Annotated in this window: 20 protein-coding genes; 14 read left to right on the forward strand and 6 right to left on the reverse strand. The window is 69.1% G+C overall.

Annotated features, from left to right (window positions below):
* The first annotated feature begins 182 nt into the window (after positions 1-182).
* Both AC0VX6_RS04235 and AC0VX6_RS04240 read left to right on the forward strand, forming a co-directional pair.
* Positions 183-1,214, forward strand: coding sequence for a hypothetical protein (locus AC0VX6_RS04235; RefSeq protein WP_475467413.1), 1,032 nt, complete (start codon positions 183-185; stop codon positions 1,212-1,214).
* 163 nt (positions 1,215-1,377) lie between these two features.
* Positions 1,378-2,670, forward strand: a complete 1,293-nt coding sequence (locus AC0VX6_RS04240) for a DUF6891 domain-containing protein (RefSeq protein WP_475467414.1) — start codon at positions 1,378-1,380, stop codon at positions 2,668-2,670.
* Between the two features lie 94 nt (positions 2,671-2,764).
* On the opposite strand, the gene AC0VX6_RS04245 is transcribed toward AC0VX6_RS04240, so the two are convergent.
* Positions 2,765-3,268, reverse strand: a complete 504-nt coding sequence (locus AC0VX6_RS04245) for a DUF3995 domain-containing protein (protein ID WP_274976282.1) — start codon at positions 3,266-3,268, stop codon at positions 2,765-2,767.
* A 94-nt stretch (positions 3,269-3,362) separates the two neighbouring features.
* The gene (locus AC0VX6_RS04250; RefSeq protein ID WP_475467415.1) at positions 3,363-5,372 is read right to left on the reverse strand and encodes a serine/threonine-protein kinase; all 2,010 of its coding nucleotides are present in this window, start codon (positions 5,370-5,372) and stop codon (positions 3,363-3,365) included.
* A gap of 828 nt (positions 5,373-6,200) precedes the next feature.
* On the opposite strand from AC0VX6_RS04250, the gene AC0VX6_RS04255 reads away from it, so the two are divergent.
* From AC0VX6_RS04255 to AC0VX6_RS04270, 4 genes are read left to right on the forward strand one after another with little or no spacing between them, the layout of a single operon-like run.
* A complete protein-coding gene (locus AC0VX6_RS04255) occupies positions 6,201-8,558 on the forward strand; it encodes a type IV secretion system protein (protein WP_475467416.1) in 2,358 nt (785 codons plus the stop codon).
* A 19-nt stretch (positions 8,559-8,577) separates the two neighbouring features.
* Entirely contained in the window at positions 8,578-9,255 is a 678-nt protein-coding gene (locus tag AC0VX6_RS04260; protein WP_475467417.1) for a hypothetical protein, read from the forward strand.
* Between the two features lie 4 nt (positions 9,256-9,259).
* On the forward strand, positions 9,260-10,438 hold the full coding sequence (locus AC0VX6_RS04265; protein WP_475467418.1) for a C40 family peptidase: 1,179 nt from the start codon (positions 9,260-9,262) through the stop codon (positions 10,436-10,438).
* Positions 10,431-11,201: a hypothetical protein gene (locus AC0VX6_RS04270; RefSeq protein ID WP_475467419.1), complete on the forward strand. Its 771-nt coding sequence runs from the start codon at positions 10,431-10,433 to the stop codon at positions 11,199-11,201. Before AC0VX6_RS04265 ends, AC0VX6_RS04270 begins: the two co-directional genes overlap by 8 nt.
* A gap of 78 nt (positions 11,202-11,279) precedes the next feature.
* Here AC0VX6_RS04270 and AC0VX6_RS04275 read toward each other — a convergent pair whose 3' ends face one another.
* Entirely contained in the window at positions 11,280-11,831 is a 552-nt protein-coding gene (locus tag AC0VX6_RS04275; protein ID WP_013151206.1) for a thymidine kinase, read from the reverse strand.
* Between the two features lie 617 nt (positions 11,832-12,448).
* On the opposite strand from AC0VX6_RS04275, the gene AC0VX6_RS04280 reads away from it, so the two are divergent.
* A complete protein-coding gene (locus AC0VX6_RS04280) occupies positions 12,449-13,300 on the forward strand; it encodes an ion transporter (RefSeq protein WP_475467420.1) in 852 nt (283 codons plus the stop codon).
* Between the two features lie 102 nt (positions 13,301-13,402).
* Here the strand turns inward: AC0VX6_RS04280 and AC0VX6_RS04285 are convergent, their stop codons facing one another.
* Both AC0VX6_RS04285 and AC0VX6_RS04290 read right to left on the reverse strand, forming a co-directional pair.
* Positions 13,403-13,657: a DUF397 domain-containing protein gene (locus AC0VX6_RS04285; RefSeq protein WP_475467421.1), complete on the reverse strand. Its 255-nt coding sequence runs from the start codon at positions 13,655-13,657 to the stop codon at positions 13,403-13,405.
* Complete coding sequence (locus AC0VX6_RS04290) at positions 13,654-14,517, reverse strand: DUF5753 domain-containing protein (protein WP_274976290.1); 864 nt, start codon at positions 14,515-14,517, stop codon at positions 13,654-13,656. The genes AC0VX6_RS04285 and AC0VX6_RS04290 overlap by 4 nt, the downstream gene beginning before the upstream one ends.
* 224 nt (positions 14,518-14,741) lie before the next feature.
* Between AC0VX6_RS04290 and AC0VX6_RS04295 the strand changes: the two genes are divergently transcribed.
* The 7 genes from AC0VX6_RS04295 to AC0VX6_RS04325 all read left to right on the forward strand — a co-directional run bounded on the left by AC0VX6_RS04295 (position 14,742) and on the right by AC0VX6_RS04325 (position 21,493).
* The gene (locus AC0VX6_RS04295) at positions 14,742-15,293 is read left to right on the forward strand and encodes an ATP-binding protein (RefSeq protein ID WP_274976291.1); all 552 of its coding nucleotides are present in this window, start codon (positions 14,742-14,744) and stop codon (positions 15,291-15,293) included.
* 114 nt (positions 15,294-15,407) lie between these two features.
* On the forward strand, positions 15,408-15,995 hold the full coding sequence (locus AC0VX6_RS04300; RefSeq protein WP_475467422.1) for a hypothetical protein: 588 nt from the start codon (positions 15,408-15,410) through the stop codon (positions 15,993-15,995).
* Between the two features lie 397 nt (positions 15,996-16,392).
* Entirely contained in the window at positions 16,393-17,895 is a 1,503-nt protein-coding gene (locus tag AC0VX6_RS04305; RefSeq protein WP_274976292.1) for a hypothetical protein, read from the forward strand.
* 148 nt (positions 17,896-18,043) lie between these two features.
* Complete coding sequence (locus AC0VX6_RS04310; RefSeq protein WP_274976293.1) at positions 18,044-19,054, forward strand: STM4015 family protein; 1,011 nt, start codon at positions 18,044-18,046, stop codon at positions 19,052-19,054.
* 156 nt (positions 19,055-19,210) lie between these two features.
* The gene (locus AC0VX6_RS04315) at positions 19,211-20,221 is read left to right on the forward strand and encodes an STM4015 family protein (RefSeq protein ID WP_475467423.1); all 1,011 of its coding nucleotides are present in this window, start codon (positions 19,211-19,213) and stop codon (positions 20,219-20,221) included.
* Between the two features lie 147 nt (positions 20,222-20,368).
* Positions 20,369-20,596 carry a hypothetical protein gene (locus AC0VX6_RS04320; protein WP_274976295.1) on the forward strand — a complete coding sequence of 76 codons (228 nt, stop codon included), beginning with the start codon at positions 20,369-20,371 and terminating at the stop codon, positions 20,594-20,596.
* A 273-nt stretch (positions 20,597-20,869) separates the two neighbouring features.
* On the forward strand, positions 20,870-21,493 hold the full coding sequence (locus AC0VX6_RS04325) for a DUF5956 family protein (protein ID WP_475467424.1): 624 nt from the start codon (positions 20,870-20,872) through the stop codon (positions 21,491-21,493).
* Between the two features lie 31 nt (positions 21,494-21,524).
* Here the strand turns inward: AC0VX6_RS04325 and AC0VX6_RS04330 are convergent, their stop codons facing one another.
* A complete protein-coding gene (locus tag AC0VX6_RS04330) occupies positions 21,525-22,376 on the reverse strand; it encodes a hypothetical protein (protein WP_475467425.1) in 852 nt (283 codons plus the stop codon).
* Positions 22,377-22,471 lie beyond the last annotated feature (95 nt).

A 22,471-nucleotide genomic window follows, 5' to 3' on the forward strand; every position in this document is an offset into this window, starting at 1 on the left:
CCTCTGGACGCGGGATCACCGGGGAGGGGGCGGGCGGGCGAGCCTTTCCGGTCACGGGGGTGCGCGGCGCCTGGTTCGGGGCGCTTCCGGGTGGGAATCTCCTACCCTGTCGGGTTCCGCCCCGGGTGCCCGACCTCCCCAGCCCCGGCATTCCGACCCCCACCGCTCACGAGGGACCGCCCATGCGTGAGGACGCCATCCGGCCGCGACCTGTCATCGACCCCGCCCTGCCCGCCCGCCAGCGCCTGGAGGCCCTTCCGGGGGCGCAGCCCCCGGGGCCCCCGCCCAGAGGCGGCGGGCCCCCCGAGGCCCGCCCGCCGAGGCTGTCCGACAGCGGCGTCCACCTGCTCGGCGTCGGGTTCACCACGACCCTGGCCCTGATCACCGCGGGCTGGTACCTGGGCATGGTGATCGCCAGCGTCAGCCTCGTCGCCTACGTCGCCGCCCTGGCCTTCCGGCGCGACGCCCACCCCGCCGTGCGGGCCGCGGGCGCCGCGGCGGGAGCGGGCACACTGGTCGCCGCACCGGCCTGGCTGATGGACGTCGTACCCCAGGACCCCTCCCCGGGCATCCCCTGGGTGGTCTTCGGGGTGCTCGTCGCCGTGGTCACCGCCGACACCCTCACCTCGCGGGTGCGCCGGACCGACCGGGAGCGGCACCGGGAGCGGGTGGTGCTGCCCGACGACGTCAGCGAGGGCGACCACGCCCTGCTGGTGGAGGTGCAGCGCACGATCGACCTGGTGCGCGGGGCCCGGGCCGAACTCGGCGGGGAGTCCCTGGACACCGACCGGGCGCTGACCGTCCTGCACGAGCAGGAGTGGCGCCTCGCCTCGCTCCTGGCCCGGCAGCGCGAACTGCGCCGCTCCCACCAGCGCCGCTGGCAGCGGGCGGTCTCACCCCGCGTCAGGGAGGCGCTCAAGCCCCAGCGCGAGCACCTGCACGCCGTCGAGGAGGCCGTGCGCGCCCGGGTCGCCCAGATCACCGAGTACGGACGCCTGGTCGAGCAGGCCGTCGCGGCCCACCGGGAGTGGGAGCAGTGCCAGGAGGCGGTGGACTCGACCGCGGAGTACACCGAGCACCTGGCCGCGGCGGGCTTCCTGGGCGCACGGGCCGCGGACGTCGCCGAGCTCGCCGCCACCGCCGCCCTCGCCCGGCAGGTCCGCGACGAGCGCGTCAGCCGCCTGGCCGGGTACGACCTGGTCGCCCACGGGTGAGCGCCCGCGGGCACCGCGTCCGGGGGGGCTCGGGGCTGCGGCCGCCGGCCGCCGGCCGCCGCGGCACCGGTTGTGACCAGCGTCGCGGTAGTTGTCCGGATGCGGACAGTGGTGACTTCGGCAATCGTCCCCAAACACCTCCCGCGTCTGACACATTGGGCGAATGAGTGAAGTCAGGGAGAGCGTCCACCCCCTCACCTCCGCCAAGGAGACGGTGGCGGTCGGGGTCGCCTCGGGCCGGGACGGGTTCGTCGAACTCCTCCGGGACGCCCGCCGGAGCCTGCTCGACACGCTGGAGGACGGCGACCCCGGAGCGCGGGAGGTCCGCGAGGCCTCCGCCCAGCTCCACGACCACGTGGACCGGGCCCTGGCCGAGCACGTCCAGCGCCAGCGCCGCTGGTCCGCCCGCACCGACGGCGAGCGCCTCACACGCGCCTTCCGCGCCCTGGACGAGTCCGGCGTCATCGCCCGCGAGGAGTTCACCTGCTGCGAGCGCTGCGCCAGGACCGCCCTGGAGGGCGAACTCGCCGCCCGCAACTCCCGGCCCGCCGACACCCCCGCGCGCGGGTACGCCTTCTACCACGACCAGGACGCCGCGCACGCGGTCGCGGGGTCCTCGCTCACCATCGGCTTCGGGGCCAGCCACCCGATCCGCCGCGCGGCCGTCGGCGAGGAGGTCGCCGAGGCCCTGCGCGCCCACGGGCTCACGGTCGAGTGGGACGGCGACCCCGACCGCAAGCTCCACGTCGGCATGGACTGGAACCGCCGCCGCTTCGGCCGCGGAGCCGCCTTCCCCGGGCCCGCCGTGGACGGCGAGCCCATGGTCCACGTGTCCTTCAACAACCCGGGGCCCTACGAGGTCCCCGACTGGGTCTCCCACTACCAGGGCCGCGTGAGCGTCCGCGAACTGTCGCGGATGGTCCTGCCCTGGCTGCCGCGCTTCTTCGTCGCCACGCTGAGCAGCGACCGGGGCCACAGCATCGCCCTCGAACGCGACTTCGACCTCCTGCGCGTCCGGCACGGACCGGCGCTGTCCCGCGAACGCGTGGAGGAACCCCTCAGCCGCTGGGTGGTGGGCGCCGTCTGGCCGCGCGAGGAGGCCCGCTCCGCCCACACCGGGCTGCTGGAGGTCCACTACGCGGACGCCGCCGAGGAGGGCCTCGGCTTCATGGACTACTCCGAACCCCTGGAGACGGCCGCCGCGCGCCTGGTCGTCCACCGCCTCACCCCCATCAAGGGCACGTTCGCGGTCTTCAGCGCTCCCGGCGGCGCCGTCGTGCAGATGGTGTGGGAGAGCGGCCCCCGGCTGTGGATGGAGACCCCCTCGCCCTCCGAGGCGGTGTCGCGGGGCCGCCACGTCACCCTCTCCGAGGCGGAGGAGACGGTGCGCGTCCTGGCGGAGGAGGGGCGCGTCATCCTGGGGGAGCTGGGAGAGCTGAAGGTCACCCACTGGTGAGCGGTCCGGGGCGGCGCAGGGACCGGTCGGCCCCACGCTCGCGACCGGTTCCCGCGGTGGTCCCCGGCGCTGACCGGTGTTCCGCGGCGCGCCCTCAGGAGTCGCCGCTGCCCGCTGCGCGCGTTCGCGCGAACCCCAGCGCGGCCAGACCGAAGACGAGTCCGCCGACCAGGAACCAGGGGTTCCACAGCAGCAGCGTCCACATCCGCTGTTCCGGGCTGACGGCGATCTCCCGGCCCGCGGGGTCGGCCAGCAGCATCACCTCGACGGTGACGGCGCGCAGCAGCAGCACGGCGCAGACGCACCAGCCCAGGGTCCTGACCAACCGCCCCGTCGGGCCGGTGGGACGCGGTCTGGAGAGGAGCCAGCCCAGCGCGCCGCCGACGAGGCACAGCAGCCCTACGCCCCACAGGCCCACCGCCACGAACCAACCGGGGCGTTCCGCGGCCACGGGGCCCGCCGAGACGTCCAGGCCCCAGTTGCCGCCCAGCGCCCAGTAGAGGTGGAGCACGGCGAAGGCGACCGCCCAGGCGCACGCGACGCGCCCCCACAGCCCCGACGCCGCCCTGTCCCCCCGGTCCCGTGGTTTCTCGTGCATAGCGAGCAGCATGCCACCGCCTCGGCGCTCCGGCGCCCACGGCGCCGTCAGAACCCCGGCCCCCGGGTCCTGCGCGAAGGCGCCAGGGGCGACGTCAGCGGAAGCCCGCCCCGAACCCGAAGTAGGCCCGCGCCCGCGCCGGAATCAGCAGCAGGCCCGCGACCGCCAGGTTCACCAGCAGCACCAGCACGTAGACCGGCAACTGTTCGGGGGCGTAGACCACCACCGTGAACATGTTGAGCACCAGGACCACAGCCGCCACCATCTGCAGGAGGACGACGCCCCCGTAGACCAGCCGCGACCGGGTCATCAGGGCGGGCGCGGCGACCGTCGACAGCAGACCCCAGACGTAGAGCTGGGCCAAGGAGGCCCCGTTCACCCCGGTCCCGCCGGTGGACTCCACGGTGTACAGCAACGCGAGGACCAGCAGGTAGAGCCCGTTGAGGACCAGCATCACGGCCGCGGTGACCACGGTCGCGGGCATGCCCCTGCGGGGGCGCTCCCACGGCATCCGGGCGCCGGCGGCCGGGCCGCCGTGCCCGGGGAACATCCCCGGGTGCCCCGGGCCGCCGACCGGCTGGCCGGGAAACGGTCCGGGCAGCGGGCCCCGCCCCGTCGGCGTGCCCGCGGAGGGGAAGGGGAGGGAGAACTGGCCGGTCGCCCCGGGGGGAGGGGCCGGCTGCGGCCCGGCCTGGTGGCCGATCGCGTGCGGCGCCTGCGGGTAGGCACCCGGACCCGCGCCGGGGCCGTGCGCGGCCGTACCGCCGGCGAGGTTCGGACCGGTCTGCCCGCCCGGGAAACCGGGACCGTGGGGACCGGAGGGGAATGCGGGGTTGTGGGGTCCGCCCGCGAACCCGGGGCCGTTGGGGCCGCCCGGGCTGTGGGGGCTGTGGGGCCCGCTCGGGAACGCCGGGGCGCCCGGTCCGCCCTGATGCCCGCCGGGGCCGTTCGGGCCGCTCGCGAATACGGGGCTGTCGGGGCCGCTCGGGGCCGCGTGCCACGGCGGGTGGGGGCCGGAGCCGGGAGCGCCCTGGCCCGGGCCTCCCTGCCCGGGGGCTCCCGGGCCCGTGGCGGGGAACGGCGGCCGATAACCCCCCGAAGGACCGGTGGGCACGGCGCCGCCGGGCCCGCTCCGGGTCTCGCTCCCCGGAGCCTTCCACGACCCGCTGTCCGCGCCCCGGGGGCCGGTGAGGGGCACGGGTCGGCCTCCGGGGCCGGGGGAGTCCTGCGCCCGGGCGCCGACGCCGCCGTCGTCCCTCTGCGCCTGCTTCTCCCGCTCCAGGAGGGCCAGCGCCTCGTCGGGGCCGGGCCGCGCCGACGCGTCCCTGGCCAACAGCGCCGCGATCAGCGCCCGCAGCGGCGCGCTCGCGGGGCTGTGCTCCACGTCGTCCAACGACAGCCGCGGGGGCATCGGCGCGGTCAGCACCGCGCTGATGATCCCCGTGATGCTCTCCCGTTTGAAGGGCGAGCGCCCCTCCAGGAGCGCGTACAGGGTGACGCCCAGGCTCCACAGGTCCGACGCGGGCAGCGCGCGCTTGCCCTCGAACCGCTCCGGCGCCATGTACTCGGGAGAACCGATGTACACGCCGGTCTGGGTGAGGGCGGCGCCGCCGTCGACGTTCGCGATCCCGAAGTCGGTCAGCACGGTCCGGTCGTCGTCGGTGAGCATGATGTTGGCGGGCTTGACGTCGCGGTGGGTGACCCCGCCCGCGTGCACCGCCTTCAGACCGCCGAGCAGCGACCTGGCGGCCTCCTCGACCCGCTCCACCGGCAGCGGACCGTGGTGGTCCAGTTGGTACTGGAGGGACTTGCCGCTGAGCAGCTCCATCACGATCCACGGGCTGTCCTCGTGTTCGAGGACGTCGTGGACCGTCACCACCGCCGTGTCGCTGATCCGTGCGGTGGCCTGGGCCTCGCGCAGCGTGCGGGCGTGCGCCTCGGCGCGGGCCTCGGGGTCCATGCCCTGGGGGAGGAGGACCTCCTTGACGGCCACGTCGCGCTGGAGGGAGGGGTCCCAGGCGCGCCACACGGTGCCCATCCCGCCGGCGCCGAGCCTCTCCCGCAGCTCGTAGCGGCCGACGGAGGAGTGACCGGAGGCGGACATAGGCGCGCATCCCTTCGGGGGGTCGGGAGAGGGGTGACGATGCGCAGGACAATCTATCCGAGAAAAGCCCTACAGCAGCACTTTGTGACACTCGTCCGTGTTTCCTGAACCATTCTCCCTCGATTGCGGACAGTTCCCCACACCCCGGTGCGAGGGTGGCCGGTAGCGGTCACCCGCGCGGTGGGTGCGGCGCGGAGAGGGGGCGGCGGGCACCCGCCCGACGCCGCTGTCCGGGCCCTCGCGGAACCGCGTCCACGACGGCTCCGAGTCGGGCGGGTCCAACGCGGTGGTCGGCAGGGGAACGAGGGGCTGTCCGGACGGGGAGGGACTGGTGAGTCGGAAGGGGGCAGGGCGATGCCGTTGTGGACCTAGGTCAGGTTTCGGTCCTGCGGCAATGCGGACTCGGGGTTCCACCGAAGGCGGATCTGGCATCGGGTGCCAGTCCGTTTGATGGCCCGATGTCCGCTTTTGGTGGCGAAACTGAATGTGACGCCCCTCATAGTGCGGAGGGGGCTAGGAAATTGTGGCCTTGTGGTTTCCGGGTGTTTCGGAAGACCATTCACGCCCACTACCTGCGTAAACGTTGACAGAGGCGGTCTTTGTCCTCCAAGGTCTGGCCGCATCGGGGGAGAGAAGGGGAAAACCCGACGCGTTGCGACCGTTCCCCGACCCGGTGATGACGCACCATAGAGGATGGGGTAGAGACATGCGGGGGCCTTGCGGTCGCGCACGACCGCGTGCGGTGTGCACGTGTGTACGTGCGCGTCGACGGGGCCCCGGTGTCTGCGAACATCGCCTTCGGCCGAACCACGACGCAGGAGCCAGCAGATGACGCATCAGCACGTCCGACGGCGGGGATGGCGACGCCTCCTGATGACGTTCCTCATGCTGACCGGTCTCGTGGTGCTGCCCCTCAGCGGGGCGCAGGCGAACCCGCTGTGCCCGGGCGAGCCCGCGCCGCTGCCGGAGTCGGCGGGGAGCGGTTCCGACGGCCTGCTCGTGCCCCCGCAGTCGCAGTCCTCCATCGAGGGCTCCACGGACGGCCTGCCGCCCGACGCCAGCATGTACGGCCAGTACGGCACCGCCGGACAGCAGTGGCACATGATCACGGAGTCCTGCGTCGACGGGATCAGCAACGGCGCGCAGGCGACTCTGGCCAACACGGCCTGGGACCTGTCCAAGACCATCAACCAGTCGACGATCACGGTGTACCAGGCCGCGACCTCCGACGGCCTCCTCGCCAGCTTCAACGAACTCGTCGAGAACGTGGTCGTCACGCTGAGGGAGGGCATCTGGCGCCCGCTGATCCCCACCGTCGTCATCCTCGGCGCCCTGTGGTTGGGCTGGTTCGGGCTCATCCGCAAGAGGATGACGCTCACGATCGAGTCCAGTATCTGGATGATCGCGGCGACGGCTCTGGGGCTGTGGATCCTCGTCAACCCGGCCCAGATCATGGGTATGGCGAGTGGCCTGGTGAACTCCGGCAGTCAGCTGGTGACCAGTACGATCGGGCAGGTGCCCTACGGGGGAGGGTCGGGGACCTGCCCACCTGGTGCAGAGCCTCCTGAGCGTGCGGATTGGGAGTCCGAGGCCGACTTCCAGGTCAGGCGCAACGCGGACATGCTGTGGTCCAGTCTCGTTTGCCAGCCCTGGGTCGCGGGGCAGTTCGGAAACGGGGATATCGCAGAGATCGCTGCGCAGGAGCACGCGACGGATCTGATCGCGGCCCAGGGGATCAATCGTATAGAACAGCAGCAGATTGCGGACGGCGAGGCCGACGCGACAACTCTCGTTGAAGAGAAGCAGCAGTCCTACGAGGAAATCGCTTCAAGTGTCGAGGCATCTTTTCCCAGTGTCTACCCCCTCTTTTCGGGTGATGATCAAGGAAGCCGCCTGGGAGTGGCCACACTCGCGCTTTTCGCCTCGGTCTTCGCCGGGGGACTGATCCTCGCCGGGTCCGTGGCTCTCATCGTGTTGAAGATCGCCTTCCTGCTGCTCTTCCTCCTCGCTCCCATATTCCTGCTCATCGGAATCCACCCGGGCTACGGGCGCATGGTCCTGCTGCGCTGGGTCGAGCTGATGATCGGCTTCCTCCTCAAACAGATCTTCGTCGTACTCCTGATCTCGCTCCTGGTCATGTGTTACGGCATGGTCATGTCCACCAGCCTCGGTTGGGGCCTGCAGATGATCCTGCTTGCGCTCTTCACCGTGGCCCTCTTCGTTTACCGCAAGCCCTTCGCCTACCTGTTCTCCTCAGTCAACGCGAACACCTTCACCTCGCGCATCGTCAGTGACGCCGCGCAGAGCCAGGCGCTCAGCAGGAGCGCGGTGGTGCTGCCGCCGGTCGCCAACCTCAAGGCCCAGGCCTGGGGGCTGCGCCGGGGACCGCAGATCGCCGGAGCGGCAGCCGGAGTCCCCGCGGGCGGGGGAGGAATCCCGAACGGCGGTGTGGACACCGGGGTCGGCGACGAGGTCCCGGCCGACGGCGGTCCGGTCCGCGCGGACGGAGCGCGGGCACGCGGCACCGCCGGGTACGGCAGGGTCCGCGACAACGCGGCCCCGCCCCTCAACGTCACCAGGAGCGCTCCGGCTGGCGGAGGCGCCGGTGGCGGCGGAACACGACCCGCCGGGCCCGCGCGCAGTGGTGACCAGGCACCGAGCCTCTCCGGTAACAGTGCGGCCTCCGGGTCCATCCCGCCCCGGCCCAGCGGCGGTTACACCGGTACCGGCGACAGCGGCTGGGCCTCCGTGTTCGGTACCGGTTCGGGGGGCCGCGGCGGCTCCGAGCGCCGGGACGGCGGCGGTGGAGGAGGCGGCTCGGTGTTCGGCGGGAGCTCCCCCGCCGCCGGGAGCGGACGCGCCGCGAGTTCCGAGCGGCCCGACCCCAGTACCGGACAGGGCATCTTCGGCGGTCGCGCGGACACCCCGGCCCGGGGCAACCCCAACGCCCGCGCCTCACGCTGGGGTGCTCCGAGGGACCGGCGCGAACGCCCCGCACCCCAGCGTCCCGCCCGTCCCGCGCCCTCCGGCGAGAGCCGGGGGCGAGGCGACGGCGACGGCGGCTGGCTGACCGGTTCCGGCAAGCGCAAGGACAACGCGCCCATCACCCCCTTCTGGGGGGAGAGCAGTTCTTCCACGACGAGGGACCGCAAGCGGGACGTCCCCTTCTGGTTGAACGACGACTGACGAACAAAGGCCCGAAGCGATGCCCAACCCTCTCCCCGAACGCGCCCAGCGGGCTGTCTTCATCGGACTGATCGTCGTGCTGGTCGTGTTCGGGCTCTACCTCAGCCTCGGAGGCTTCGGGGGCGCTGAGGAGGAGGACGCTCCCTCCGCGGCCTCCCCGGAACCCGAAGCCGCCCAGGAGGAGCCGCCGGGCGGACCCGGCGGCCCGGACGGGCTGTCCACCGTCGAGCCGAGCCCGATCCCGACCACCGCCGCCGAGGACGTGGACGTCCTCGACTGGTTCCCCTTCACGGAGGCGGAGCTCCAGGCGGCCGGGGCGGCGGCCCGCGCCTTCGCCGAGGCCTACGGGACCATCGACTACACCCAGTCCCCCGAGTCCTACTACGCCTCGATGGAGGAGCTGGCCACCCCCGAGTTCGCCGGGGTTCTGGCCGAGACCAGCAGGGTTGGCGCCTTCTGGAGCCAGATGTCCGAGGCCGGGGCCGTCGCCGAGGGGCGGGCCCAGATCGATTCGGTACGGACCTTCGGCGCCGACTCGGTCACCTTCGTCGTGACGGCGCAGTCCATCACCGAGACGGGGAGCGCCGAGTTCGACGAGAACCTCGGTGAGTTCGCCGTCACCGTGGTGCGCAGCGGCGGCTCCTGGAGGGTCTTCGACTTCCAGCCCGCCGATGCCGGGCAGTTCGGAGAGGAATGACCCCGTGATCTCCCTTTTCACCCGCAGGCTCTCTGACAGGGGCGCCGCGGGCCTGTGGTTCGGCGCCATCGTCGCCATCGCGGTCGCCCTGACGACCATGTTCGCGATGTTGGTGATCCCCGTGATCACCAACACCACACAGCAGATCGGCTCCATGATGGCGAACGGCCTGGTCTGCGGCCCGGACGCGGACGCCGAGCAGCCGGACGCGAGCGGCTACGCCATGAACTCCATCCCGGAGAACTACCTGCGGATCTACACGGAGGTCGGGGAGGATCGCGGGATCCCGTGGAACATCCTGGCGGGTGTGGGCCAGGTGGAGTCCCACCACGGGCGCTGGGAGGGCCCGGGGATCACCGAGGGGCACAACGACTGGGGTGCGGCCGGACCGATGCAGTTCGGTTCCCTGGATGGCTCCGCGGCGGGCAACAGCTGGGGCGGCGAGCCCGTGCAGCCGGTGGACGAGCGCCCGGAGCAGGGGTACGGCGTCGACGGAAACGACGACGGCATCGTCAGCGTCTACGACCCCGCCGACGCGATCCCGGCCGCCGCCGACTACCTCATCGCCCACGGTCTGAAGGAGGATGTCCGTCAGGCCATCTACGGCTACAACCACGCCTGGTGGTACGTGGACGACGTGCTGGAGTGGGCAGAGCAGTACGCGGAGGGGGCGTACGACACGTCGGGTTCCATCGAGACCGCGGTCGCCTGTCAGCTCGACGCGCAGGGCGCCCCGATCGGAAGTGCACCGGACGAGCTGACCCAGGCCGTGGTCGACTGGGCCCTGGCCCAGCGCGGGAAGCCCTACATCTGGGGAGGTATCGGGCCGGTCGGGTTCGACTGCTCTGGTCTGATGCAGAAGGCCTACGAGAGCATCGGTGTCACCATTCCGAGGATCTCCCAGGACCAGTGGGGTTTCGGCCCCGAGGTTTCACCGGGAGAGGAGCAGCCCGGTGACCTGGTGTTCTTCCATGTGAGTCGGGCGGGGGAGCCCCCCGGACCGGGACACGTGGGAATGGTGATCGGTGACGGGCTGATGGTCGAGGCCTGGTGCACCAACTGTGGGCCGATCGCGGTGCGCGAGTACGATGACCCCAATCGTGCGGATGTCATGGGTTTCACCCGTCCACTTGAGCACCCGGACGTGCAGGCCCAGTTGGAGGCACAGGACAATCGTGGTTGACCAGAAGGCACCGTCAAGGAAGCAGGGACTGCACGGCTGGAAAGCCGCCGCAGCGGTTTTCGGATGCGGAACCCTGGCGGCCTTCGGTGTCTTCGGAGTGCTGGTCGGCGTGGTCAGCCTCTTCTTCAACTTCACTTCCGACGGTATCGGAACGGACCCCGACACCTCTGCGGGAAACCCGGCTGAGCAGATCGGTGAGCCCAGGTCCTCTCTGGCCGAAGAGGAGATGAATGTCTGTCAGGAAAATCTGGACCATCTGTCCTCCATCAACACCACACGCCAGGACGGCGGGGAGGACTACGTTGACACCGCTACCGGTGGGAAACCAGAGATTGAAGGTGCGGAGAGAGTAGTCCGGGACCATTGTGTCTGGACGATTATTCCGAGTTCGAATTCGGCACCTTGGGATTTCCATTTCTCCTATGAGGCGGTTATCGATGCCCAGGAAGGGGATTCCGCTGAGGAGGTCGCGTCGTCCAGATATGAGGGGTTGCGGTCAGGGCTCTCCGATGAGCTGGCCGAGGTGGAATCCGAGAGAGAAGCCGATTTTGGAGATAAGTCCTATGCGGTTTACGGAACCGGAGATCAGGGGCAGTCGGTGTACATAGCTCTCATCCAGACGAGGAGTGCTGTGTACCAGATTCGTTTTGACGAGCAGGCAGAGACTTCGGCCGGTTCCATATCGGAGAATGAGTTCACGAACGAAGCAAGGAAAATTGCAAGCTTCCTTGGACACGGGTTCGAGTACTGGATCCCGGAGTGAGGCGACAGGCCGGAGCCCGTCGGTTTTCCTGCGGCTACGGTGCCCGGACGGCCGTGGGCGTCCGCGGCTCTGGTCCGGTCAGGCGACTCCGGCCATGAAGTGGTGGCGGCACAGGGTGGCGTACGACTCGTTGCCACCGATGTGCACCTGCTCGCCTTCGTAGATCATGACCCCGTCCACCACGCGCGCGTTGTGGGTGGCGCGGCCGCCGCACCAGCAGCGTGCGGACACCGGCAGGACCTCGATCTTGTCGGCGAGTTCCACCAGGCGTTTCGAGCCGGGGAACAGCTGCCCCTGGAAGTCGGTGAGGATCCCGTAGCAGTACACGTCGATCCGCATCCCGTCCACCACCCCCGCGAGCTGCCCCACCTGCTTGTAGGACAGGAACTGGGCCTCGTCGCAGATGACGTAGGGGGCCTTGCGGTCGGCGATGTCGTCGTACAGGTCCAGGTCGTCGCCCACCTCCACGGCGGGGGACTCCAGGCCCAGGCGGGACGAGATGATGCCCGCTCCGGCACGGTCCTGCTTCGTGTACAGCACCCCTTCGCCGCCGCGTGAGTGGTGCTCCTGGAGGGCCATCGTGCTCTTGCCCGAGTTCATCGAACCTGTGAAGTACTTCAGCTCCGCCATGTCTCTTCCTGGGTCGCGGGCGCTGGCGCTGTCGACGGCTCGGGCTCGTCACCGTGTCGGGCTTCCTGCCGTGGCCAGCAGTGAACATACCAGTGACGTGCAGGACCTCCCGAACCAACGCCCATCCGCCCGCGCACCCTCGCACGCCTCTTCTCCCTCCTCCTCACGGCCCCCCTCGCGCCTCTCATCGGGAAGGCCCTTCCGCTCAGGAGGAGTGCCTCCAACGGGCGCGGTGTTTCCGGTCTCACCGGCTTCGGTCATTGATCGGACCGAAAGCCGTGATGTGGGATACGGCACCTGCCATTTCCTCTTCCGTCACCTTCTCGGCGACCGCCCGAACCAGTGAGGGTGTGCCTTCCGTGAAGCGTGGGCACGGGGTGGGGCGGCTGCTGCTGTGAGCGTGAAGGTGTGTGTGGCTGGCCAAAGGCGGGTGCGCTGCACAGAACCGAGCCCGGTTCGATATATTTGAATACTCCATGTCCGAATCACTCGGAAGTGGAATTGCGGAGGGGGAATCGGCATTGCGGCGTGCTCAGATCACCAGACTTGTGGAGAGTCAGTGGTTCTCCAACATCATGCTCGCGGTGATTCTGGTCAATGCCGTGATTTTGGGTTGGATGACTTATGGGGGTTCTGCCCTTCCGTATCTGGTGATCATCGAGTACGTCGTCGTCGGCGTGTTCGTCGTCGAGATGGCCCTCAAGATCCACGCCTGGCGGGGACGGTTCTTCCGGAGCGGCTGGAACTGGTTCGACTTCCTGGTGGTGGCGATCTCCGTGATCCCGGCCACCGGCCCGTTCGCCGTGCTCCGCATCCTGCGGGTGCTGCGGATCCTGCGGGTGATCACCGCCGTCCCGCAGATGAGGCAGATCATCACCGCGCTGTTCAAGGCCATGCCGGGGGTGGGGACGGTGATCGGCCTGCTCCTGGTGGTCATCTACACCTCCGCGATCATCGCCCACCAGCTGTTCGGTGAGGCCGTGCCCGAGTTCTTCGACAACCTGGGCACGTCGCTGTACACGATGTTCCTGCTGATGACGACGGAGGGCTGGCCGGACGTCTCGGACGCGGTGCTGGCGGAGCACCCGACGGCCTGGATCTTCTTCGTCTGCTACATCGTGCTGACCGCGTTCATCATGCTGAACTTGGTCATCGCGGTGATCGTCACGTCCCTGGAGCAGGAGATCAGTGAGGCTCGCTGGGCCGAGGACCAGGAGCTGGAGGAGGTCCAGCACGAGGCGGTCATGAACCGGTTGGTAGAACTCGGGCAGCAGGTCGAGCGCTTGGACCGCATGCTGCGCGAGCGGGACGCGGATTCCGGCACCGACGGCCTTCCGGGGAACGTTCAGGCGGACCAGGCGACGCAGACAGCCCAGGCCGTCCAGACGGTCCAGCCCGGGGAACCTGCCGAGCCCATCAGGCGAGGGAACGGGGACACGGCGCAGCCGCCGCCTTCCGCTTCCCTGTAGCGGAACACCCGGAGGCCCAGGGGCGGGCTTCCGGGTGTCTGCGTGCCTGTGTCACGCCTTGTGGGTCAGGGGCGGCGGGGAGGACGGGAGGGTGTGGGGTGTCTACAGCTTCCGGCCGCGAGCGGCGTTGAGGAAGGTGGTCCACTCGGGGGCGGGGAAGGGGAGGTGCCCGGCGTCCGGATGCTTGGAGTCGCGGATGGCGGCGCCGCAGGGGAGGCCGCCGACCTCCACGCAGTCCACACCCTGCCCGCTGTATGTGCTCTTCCGGAAGTCGGCAGGGACGTGCGCGACCTCGACACAGTTGACACCTCGACCGCTGTAGCTGCTCTTGTAGAAGGACAGGCTGTCGGCTTTCATCGGTGGTTCTCCAGTCTCCTGATGTGATTGTGGATGATGTTGGCGGACTCCAGGGCGCTGACAGCTGAGCCCTGTATATCCCCAAAAGTGGCGATATACATCTCTACATCATCGTTTTCTTCGAGGTAGAGGGCATCAGACAGAGTCTCGATGCAGACGATGGGCGTATCCAGAGGGCTTGGGAAGTCCAGGATCATGAAAGAAGCGGTGAAACCAGCATGTGTTCCTTTGTCGAGCGGAAGTACCTGGATATCGATGTTCGGAAGCTGGGCCATGTACATCAGGTGCTTCATCTGAGCCAGCATCCCGCTGCGTCCCCCAACCGGGCGTAGGAACGCAGCTTCATCAATGACGGCACGAAGGTGCACAGGGTTGAGTCTGACCAGGATCTCTCGGCGAGCCATCCGTGCCTCGACATGCCGTTCAATCTCCTTGGGATCTGTGTAGCGGGCACCTCGGAAGATGTCAGCTGTGTACTCGGGTACCTGTAGCAACCCTGGGATGGCCTGGACGTCATAGGACCTAAGAACCGATGCTTCTGTTTCGAAGTCCGGCAGCGTCTCGTTCTTGAAGACGTCCTTGTACTTGGACCACCAACCTCGCATGCGGGCGTCCTTGGCGAGCGCTTGCATGGATGAACGCTTCTCGGGGCTGGTGATGCCGTACAAGTCCATCAAAGCATCCAGGTCATCAGTATTTATCCGTTTTGATGTCTTTGTTTCCATTTTGGTGATTTTGGGAGAGCTCCAGCCAAGCTCCTTGGCGGCTCTGGCTGCGGTGTAGCCAGCGGCTTGTCGTGCGTTGCGGAGTTCGGTAGCGAGGCGGCGAAGGCGCAAGGAAGGGCTTCGGGGATCTTGCATGCTGTGAGCCTAATTAGTTACTCGTAGGTAGGATTCGAGAAGCGCTTGCATAACTCGAATGATAACGGTTAGCTTGAGGGTGTAGTCACCGAGGGATCACACAGGGTTCCTGTCGGTCAGGCTACGACCTGCCCGTGCCGCGCATCACGTCAACCGTGAGACTCCTTCGACGGGTACCGCGAAACCCCTGCTCATGACCTGCCATGCCAAGGAGTGTGTTCGTCATGCCCGCGAAAGCCCCGCTGCCCATGCCCGCGCTGGGTGAGGCCACGGTCCCGCTGACCAGCTTCATCCGGCCCGCGCACCGCCACTACTTCTCCAGCCAGCCCGAGCGGCCCAACTACCGGCTGCGCCGCTACGACTTCGCGGGGACCCCATCCGTGATGCCCCTAGTCCGGGCGTTCCTGGACACCTGCGCCGCCGCGAAGTCCGCCGACTACCGCTACCTCTTCACCCTGCTGGGCAGCGAACTCGCCAACAACAGCATCCGCCACAGCCTCTCCGGCCGTCCCGGCGGCACCTACACCCTTCTCGTCCACCGCCACCGCGCCGGGCTGCACCTGTCCTGCCGTGACCGGGGCGGCCTGAGGGAGAAGGACGCCTGCCTGCAACCCCGGGCGAACGGGCTGGACCTGAACGCCGAATCCGGTCGGGGCCTGGCCATGGTCAACGCCTTCGCCTCCGAGTGGGGCGACAACGGCAACGCCCACTTCCGCACGGTGTGGTTCTACCTGGCCTACGACCTCACCGGAAGCCAGTGGGAATCCAGCAACTGAGCCCGCATCGACTGACCTGAGACGCAAGACGGGCCCAGGAGAGCGCACCACCGCTTTTCCCGGGCCCTGAATCCCCAGAAACCAAACCAGTCATAAGCAAGGAAAGAGGATCTGATGCAGAACCCTATCCCCTCGCCGCGCCCCTCCGAAGGCGTTCGGCCCATGCCGCGCCCGCTCCCGCGCCGCACCCCGCTCGTCGGCCCGGTCTGCCCGACCTGCGAGCACCCCTCCTGCCGGACCCGCCGCGCCCAGCAGCTTCCGCGCCTGGGCGGCCACCGCGCCGAGTTCGCCCACGAGCACGCCCAGGCCGCCGCTGTTCAGGCCCGCCACCGCGACCTGACGATCTGGTGGGGCGAGGCCACCCAGTCCTTCTGGATCGCCGGTCCGGCCGGGCTGACCGAGGCCGCCGACATTGACGCCCTCCTCCTCGCCCTGTGGCCGCACGGCACTCCGCGCAGTACCTCGCAATCCGCGCCGGATACCGACCCGCCCGCCGCCCGGCCCTGGGCCCGACCGGCCATGGGTCCCGCTCCGGCCTCCACCCCCGCGCCCATAACCACCCTCGCCTCCAAGCCCATAACCACCCTCGTCCCGGGGCTCACGACCGCTCCCTCCTGCGCACCTGCCTCCGCCAGGATCCGCAGGGACCCCCGCACCGGACGCCGCGCCTTCGGCCGCCCGCGTGCTTCCACACCCGCCTGACCGGTCACGGGTCCCCGCTGCTGCTTCCAGCGGTACGGGAGCGGCAGCGGGGACCCGGCCGTCAGACCTCCAGGATCTCCAGAGACGGCAGGGCTTCTACGATGGCGACCGTTTCCATGCTCACCGTGACGATGTGCCCGAGGAGGCCGATGATGTGGCAGGAATTCTCGGAGGTCCCCTTGCCGATGCCGTATGCCTTGATTCGCTGGTCGCGGGCGTGTGAGGCTAAGTTGTCGAAGGCCGCCTCTACGGCCTCGTCCTGGTTTCGCGTAGTTCCTTATTCCTTGTGCGGGGTGTGTTCAGGCTCGACCTCCACATCGAATGCAAGCCTGGCTGTCCCCCACCCGAGCAGGCTGTCGGCGATCTCGTTCAAGCCCATTAAAGAAGGTACGGAAGCTTGAGAAATAACAAGACAACCTCGTTTCTTGTGGTGCTCATCGTGCCACTGCTGGTCTCGTGTTCCGTGTTCCCTGGCTGGGGGGAACCCGAGATTGACCACGTCGTCCTCGCTGATCCTGCCGACCCCCTTGAGGTTCCGGCGAATGTGGGTTCTGTGGGCTGGACGTGGAGTTCTCCGGAGGGGACAAGCGTCAGGCACGTCAGCCCCACGTCATACGGGTTGTCCGTGTACGTCTCCGACGGGGTGATCGGTGTGAGTGGAGAAACTGGGGAGGAGCTGTGGAGATATCGGCGCCTGGGTGAGAAGGCGACAAGCATGAATATCACCCCGGACGGCGAAACCGTCGTTGTGTCGTACAGCGCCCACGAAAAAGAGACCGAGGGTGAGGAGGAGCCACCTCCCATCCATGAGGTCGTGCTTCTTGATGCTTCCACTGGTGAGATCAGGGGAGGTCAAGTCGTAGAGTTCGCCCACATGCCTTTCGATGGCTCTGGGCCTTCTTCTTACGCGTCAGGGAATGAAAAACTAGGTGTGTTGTCCAACGATTCTCGGATCATCTACCGAGATCATGAGTCAGGAGGAGGGGAGGTTGTTTCCCTGGGGTTAGGCAACGATGAAGAACTCTGGTCTGTATCTCCAGGGCAGAGGGGAGGGGGTGAAGAAAGATATTTCGTCGCAAGGAATTCTGTGTTCTCCAGGGGTGTACTGATAGTTTCCAGTAGCTTTGTGGACGAGAGTGTCCTGGAGCCTGGAGGGCTCAGTGGGGTGAAGGATCACACGCTTGCCCTGATCGGGCTTGACATAGAAACCGGGTCTGAGCTGTGGCGGCATGAAGTCGAAGTTAATGCGGGCATCGATCTTACTCCGTTTGATTTCGGAGTCGAGCCTAATTCGGGTATGGTTGCGGCTGCTGCCAGAGGAAGCGACTACCAAGAAGAATGGTTGCTGGATCCGGTGACCGGAGAAGTCCTCGCGGATGCGGATTTCTTCACTGGTGAGAGTGGCACGGCGTTCGGAATCCTTGAGGAAGCCATCGTAAGCGTGCGCAGCACCTCCGAGGGGGGAGGGTCCGGAAGTCTCGAGGAGCTTGAGGAGAGGGAGTACGAGCACGAGTACTCCTATTCCGACCTGTCCGGCGAAGTCCAACACTCCGTAACCGTTCCCGCTTCGGAACCCCTGGACCGCTCGCGCGGCAGCTTCACTCTGGCGCTGGAGGAATCAATCGCATGGCTCGACGTCAACGAGAGGAATACGGACGAGCTGTCGTGGAATCCAGCACAGTTGGTGGTCACTGATTGGGACAGCGGGGAATCGCGCGTCATCGATCTGGGGGTCGAAGTACAGAGGCGGCCGGACAACGACGGACCACGAGGTGTTGTTCCGGCGTTGGGCCCCCCGCCGGAATCCATGCTCCTCGCCCCTGGTGCCCTGGTGATCACAGAGGACCCGAGCAAGGAGGAGTACGAGTCCCCCCGTCGTCTTGTCGGTCTTGTCCCCTGACTGAGGCCGGGGCTGGTGGTGGCCGGGCCGATCACCGGTGCTCTCCGGCCGGGCGCGGCTTCCCGCGTATCGGCTGGCCTCCGCTCTTCCACGTCTGTCTCCCGGAACTGCTAGGTATGGGGACATTCCACCCCTGAAGGGATTACCTATGCCTGAGCTCACCGAGTTCGCGGGTCTGCCCGTGGTCGAGTTCCCCGCCAGCGGCACGACGGAGGAGCGGCTCGAACAGATCCGTAAGCAGGGAGGGAATCCGCAGGCTCCCGGCTCCGTGGCTTGGCGGCTGCGGACCAGCGACGGCGCCAGGAGGGTCCGTGAGGAAGGGTGCGAGGAACACGTCTCCCGTTTCCTGTCCATGGTGGACACCGCGCAGGTGAGGGCGCTGGTCATCGGTGCCTGGGGCTATCCCGCCCAGGGAGGTCCGGAGGCTTTCCTGGAGGCGCTGATCGAGCACGCCGACAAGCTGCCGAATCTGCGGTCCGTCTTCGTCGGCGACATCGAGATGACGGAGAGCGAGCTGTCCTGGATCAGCCAGAGCGACCTGGCACCGCTAGTGGCCGCCTTCCCGCAGTTGGAGGAGCTGACCGTGAAGGGCGCCGACGGCATGCGAGGCCGGCTCGGGCTGCACGTGCCCTCGCACGCCTCGCTGCGTTCCCTCACCCTCCAGAGCGGTGGCCTGCCCGGTCGGGTCGTGCGCGAGGTGGCGTCCTCGGGGCTGCCTGCTCTGGAGCACCTGGAGCTGTGGCTGGGGGTGTGGGACTACGGCGGCGACACCTACCCGCAGGACCTGGCGCCGGTGCTCTCCGGTGAGGTGTTTCCCCGGCTGAGGTACCTGGGTGTGCGCAACGCCGAGGGTGCGGACGGGTGGATTCCGGCGCTGGCCGAGGCTCCTGCCGTCAAGCACCTGGAGGTGCTCGACCTGTCGTTGGGGATCTTCACGGACCGGGGCGCCCGGGAACTCGTCGACCGGGCCGAGGCCTTCTTCGGGTTGCGCAAACTCGACCTGCACCACCACTTCATGAGTGAGGAGATGGAGGAGCGCGTGCGGGCCGCGTTCTCCGGAACCGGGGTCGAGATCGATCTGTCCGACCGGCTGGAGCCCGAGCAGGACGAGGACGACGACGAGGACGATCCCTACTACTACACCGCGGCGGCCGAGTAGCCCGGCCGTGCCCGGCCGGGTTGAGGCGTGTCGTCCTGGAGGGCGGTCGCAGGCCGTCACCCCCGGGGGCGGAAGACCACCGAGCCCCCGTCTGTCGCCCGGAACTGCTAGGCATGGGGGACATTCCACCCCCTGAAGCTTGAGAAGAGAGCCCTCATGTCCGATCTCACCGAGTTCGCGAGTCTGCCCGTGGTCGAGTTCCCCGCCAGAGGCACGTGGGAGGAGCGGCTCGAACAGATCCGGAAGGGGGGTGCAGACCCGCGCGACCCCGCCTCCACCGCGTGGCGGCTGCGGACCAGCGAGCACCTCCACACGATCCCCGAGGACAAAGGGACCGACTACTTCGCCCGGTTCCTGTCCGAGGTGGACCCCGGGCAGCTCACGGCACTGGTCATCGGTGAATGGGGCTACGCCTCCGACGGAGGTCTGTACCAGGCCGCGGACCTGCTGGTCGAACACGCCGACGCGCTGCCGAACCTGCGCTCGGTCTTCTTCGGTGACATCACCTTCGACGAGTGCGAGCTCTCCTGGATCTCCCAGCCCGACCTGGGACCGCTCGTGGCCGCTTTCCCCCGGTTGGAGGAGCTGACCGTGAAGGGCGCCGACGGTATGGAGGGCCGGCTCGGGCTGCACGTGTCCTCGCACGCCTCGCTGCGCTCTCTCACCCTCCAGAGCGGTGGACTGCCCGGCCGGGTCGTGCGCGAGGTGGCGTCCTCGGGCCTGCCCGCGCTGGAGCACCTGGAGCTGTGGCTGGGGATGGAGGAGTACGGCGGCAGCGCCTCTCCGCAGGACCTGGCGCCGGTGCTCTCGGGGGAGGCGTTCCCCCGGTTGAAGTACCTGGGGGTGCGCAACGCCGAGAAGTGGGCCGAGTGGGTCCCGGTGCTGGCCGGGGCGCCCGTCGTCAAGCACCTGGAGGTACTCGACCTGTCCCTGGGCATCCTGACGGACCAGGGCGCCCGGGAGCTCGTCGACCGGGCCGAGGCCTTCTCCGGTCTGCGCAAGCTCGACCTGCACCACCACTTCATGAGCGAGGAGATGGTGGAGCGGGTGCGGGCCGCGTTCGCCGGGACCGGGGTCGAACTCGACCTCGACGAAGGCAGGGACGACGAGGACGAGGACTACGACGAGGACGAGGAGCCCTACTACTACACCGCGGCGTCCGAGTAGGCGGGTCGCGCGCCCGGCGGGAACGGCCGGGCCGGGGCTGAACGGGGGCCGCGCGTCCTCGTCCGTCGCCGTGTGTACCCGTAGGGCGGGTTGGGCAGTGGGATTCCGGCAGCGGAAAGACGCGACAACGACAGCGAGGAGGTTGTCATGGCTGAGCCCGAGAGCCCGCTCAAGGACAAGAACTACAACCTGGTCTGGGCCGTCCACCAGTCGCTGGAGAACGTCTGGCGCCTGGAGGGCTACATCAAGGACGCCGAGAAACAGGGCGACGACGAGCTCGCCCAGTGGTTCCGCCGGATCCAGGAGAACAACCAGAAGGCCGGCGACCAAGGCAAGAAGATGCTCGTCGAGCGCATCAAGAAGGAGAACGGCTGAGGCACCGCGAAAGCGGCTCCACCAGCCGAGGCGGTTGACTCCGCCCCTCTCCTGATCCCGGCACCGAAAGGCGCCCCCGGTTCCGACCGGGGGCGCCTTCGCGCGTGCCGGGGCTCCGCGCTCCGTGCGCGGCGAGGCCTCCGCGTGCCGGTGGTGGTGGGCGCGTGGCCGCTCCCGGCCGCACGGCCGGTCCCTTCGCCCCTGGTTCCGGCCCCCGCCGCGCGATAGGAACGGGCGGTACGCACCCCTCGAACCCCGGGAAGGCTGCTGCGCATGAGCGACGGGCCGCGAGACGACCACCGGACCTCCGGGAATCGGAAGGAGACCACGGCGGAGCTGGTCCACTTCCACGTGGGCGGGCGGCGCAAGGACCTGAGCGGGCGTTCGTGGTCGGAGTACCCCGTCCTCCCCCTGCCCCCGCACGAGACGGACACCGGCGAACAACCCGGACTCCGCGGCAGGAGGTTCACCGAGGTCCCCGAATCCGGCTGGCACGCCCTTGTCGCCTGGGCGATCGGCCCCGAGCACGCCGTCCGGTGCACGGAGCGGCGCACGCCCTCCCCGGTCCACGTGACCTGTGAGAGCCGCGGAAGGCGCGTCCAGCGGTGGGAGGAGAGGACGCGCACCGACCGGGCGGGCGTCGACCGCGACATCGACGAATTCCTGACGGAGGCCGGGGTCCCGCACCAGCCGTGCGGTTACCGGTGGTTCGCCGAGCTGCCCGAGGGGTTCCGCGACGGCGACCACCTCTTCGGCTCCTTCTCGTCCCACCTGGCCTCGGTCGGCTCGGACGAGCGGGACCCGCCGGGGATGCGGGGGGCCATGAGGGACCTGGCCCGCCGCCTGTACGGCGACGCCGGCCGGTCCGCGTTCCCGGACCCGCCCGGCGGCCCCTGAGGGGTGTTCGGGGACGGCCCCGCGCGGCGCCTCACGCGGTGACGGCCTCCACGAGGTCGCGGCGCTCACCGGGCTCCTCTGGCCGCAGCGCCCGGGACACCCCGAGCAGGTCGGTGGGCGTGCCCGGCTCCGGAAGCAGGATCGCCACCGTGCCGTCGTCGAGGTGCGTGCGCAGCTCGCTCGGGTGGCCGTCGGCGTGGTGCACGACCACCGCCTCCCCCAGGTCGCGGCACCACGTGCCGGGGAAACCGCAGCCCTCGTCCAGCCCGGCTTCGGCCGAACGCGCGCCGTCCCACGTCAGCACGTGCAGCGGCGCCCCGTTCCCGTCGCGGTAGGTCAGGCGCAGGCCGTCCTCCACCTCGTGCACCTGGGCCAGCGACCAGCCCGGGTGGTCCAGCACCGCGATGGTCCGCTCGAAGGACATGATCTGCGCGCGCGAACGCTCGTCGGCCGCCCGCGCGAGCACCGCGTCCCCCACGGCGGGCAGCGCCGCGAGCAGCGCGGCGACCACCGCCACGGCGGGCAGCACCCCCGGCCGCCAGCCGGCGGACGGCCGGTCCAGCAGCATCGACGCGCCCATGCCCAGCGTCGCGACGGTCCCGGACAGGAAGGCGGTGTTGGCGGCCGTTCCCCAGGGCAGCGGCCTGACCTGCGGGGCCAGGAACGCGACGACCACGGGCGTGACCACGGCGGTGGCCGTCACGAGCGCGGCCGACGCGAAGGGGTGGTTCACGCCGGACCTCTCCAGCCACTGGGCCGACAGCCAGAACATGAGCAGGACGCCTCCGGCGACCACCGGCGCGAGCAGCAGCACCCCCTGCCCCGCGCCGCTCATCGTCAGGGCGCGGGCGGTGTCCCAGACCCCCACGGGGAACAGGGACATCAGCGGAGCCCCCACCAGGCACAGGGCGAGGACCGCGCCGACCGCGGCGACCCGAGGCCGACCCGATGGTGCTCGTGGCAGCACACCGTCCAAGG

This window comes from Nocardiopsis sp. iso_25, from assembly GCF_056173305.1.

Excerpts from the sequence above, each read along its gene's own strand:
- AC0VX6_RS04240 (WP_475467414.1), top strand. The coding sequence starts at position 1,378 with ATGAGTGAAGTCAGGGAGAGCGTCCACCCCCTCACCTCCGCCAAGGAG.
- AC0VX6_RS04245 (WP_274976282.1), bottom strand. The coding sequence starts at position 3,268 with ATGCACGAGAAACCACGGGACCGGGGGGACAGGGCGGCGTCGGGGCTG.
- AC0VX6_RS04280 (WP_475467420.1), top strand. The coding sequence starts at position 12,449 with ATGACTTATGGGGGTTCTGCCCTTCCGTATCTGGTGATCATCGAGTAC.
- AC0VX6_RS04255 (WP_475467416.1), top strand. The coding sequence starts at position 6,201 with ATGACGCATCAGCACGTCCGACGGCGGGGATGGCGACGCCTCCTGATG.
- AC0VX6_RS04295 (WP_274976291.1), top strand. The coding sequence starts at position 14,742 with ATGCCCGCGAAAGCCCCGCTGCCCATGCCCGCGCTGGGTGAGGCCACG.
- AC0VX6_RS04320 (WP_274976295.1), top strand. The coding sequence starts at position 20,369 with ATGGCTGAGCCCGAGAGCCCGCTCAAGGACAAGAACTACAACCTGGTC.
- AC0VX6_RS04290 (WP_274976290.1), bottom strand. The coding sequence starts at position 14,517 with ATGCAAGATCCCCGAAGCCCTTCCTTGCGCCTTCGCCGCCTCGCTACC.
- AC0VX6_RS04300 (WP_475467422.1), top strand. The coding sequence starts at position 15,408 with ATGCAGAACCCTATCCCCTCGCCGCGCCCCTCCGAAGGCGTTCGGCCC.
- AC0VX6_RS04315 (WP_475467423.1), top strand. The coding sequence starts at position 19,211 with ATGTCCGATCTCACCGAGTTCGCGAGTCTGCCCGTGGTCGAGTTCCCC.
- AC0VX6_RS04275 (WP_013151206.1), bottom strand. The coding sequence starts at position 11,831 with ATGGCGGAGCTGAAGTACTTCACAGGTTCGATGAACTCGGGCAAGAGC.
- AC0VX6_RS04330 (WP_475467425.1), bottom strand. The coding sequence starts at position 22,376 with ATGTCCCTGTTCCCCGTGGGGGTCTGGGACACCGCCCGCGCCCTGACG.
- AC0VX6_RS04285 (WP_475467421.1), bottom strand. The coding sequence starts at position 13,657 with ATGAAAGCCGACAGCCTGTCCTTCTACAAGAGCAGCTACAGCGGTCGA.
- AC0VX6_RS04250 (WP_475467415.1), bottom strand. The coding sequence starts at position 5,372 with ATGTCCGCCTCCGGTCACTCCTCCGTCGGCCGCTACGAGCTGCGGGAG.
- AC0VX6_RS04235 (WP_475467413.1), top strand. The coding sequence starts at position 183 with ATGCGTGAGGACGCCATCCGGCCGCGACCTGTCATCGACCCCGCCCTG.
- AC0VX6_RS04310 (WP_274976293.1), top strand. The coding sequence starts at position 18,044 with ATGCCTGAGCTCACCGAGTTCGCGGGTCTGCCCGTGGTCGAGTTCCCC.
- AC0VX6_RS04325 (WP_475467424.1), top strand. The coding sequence starts at position 20,870 with ATGAGCGACGGGCCGCGAGACGACCACCGGACCTCCGGGAATCGGAAG.
- AC0VX6_RS04260 (WP_475467417.1), top strand. The coding sequence starts at position 8,578 with ATGCCCAACCCTCTCCCCGAACGCGCCCAGCGGGCTGTCTTCATCGGA.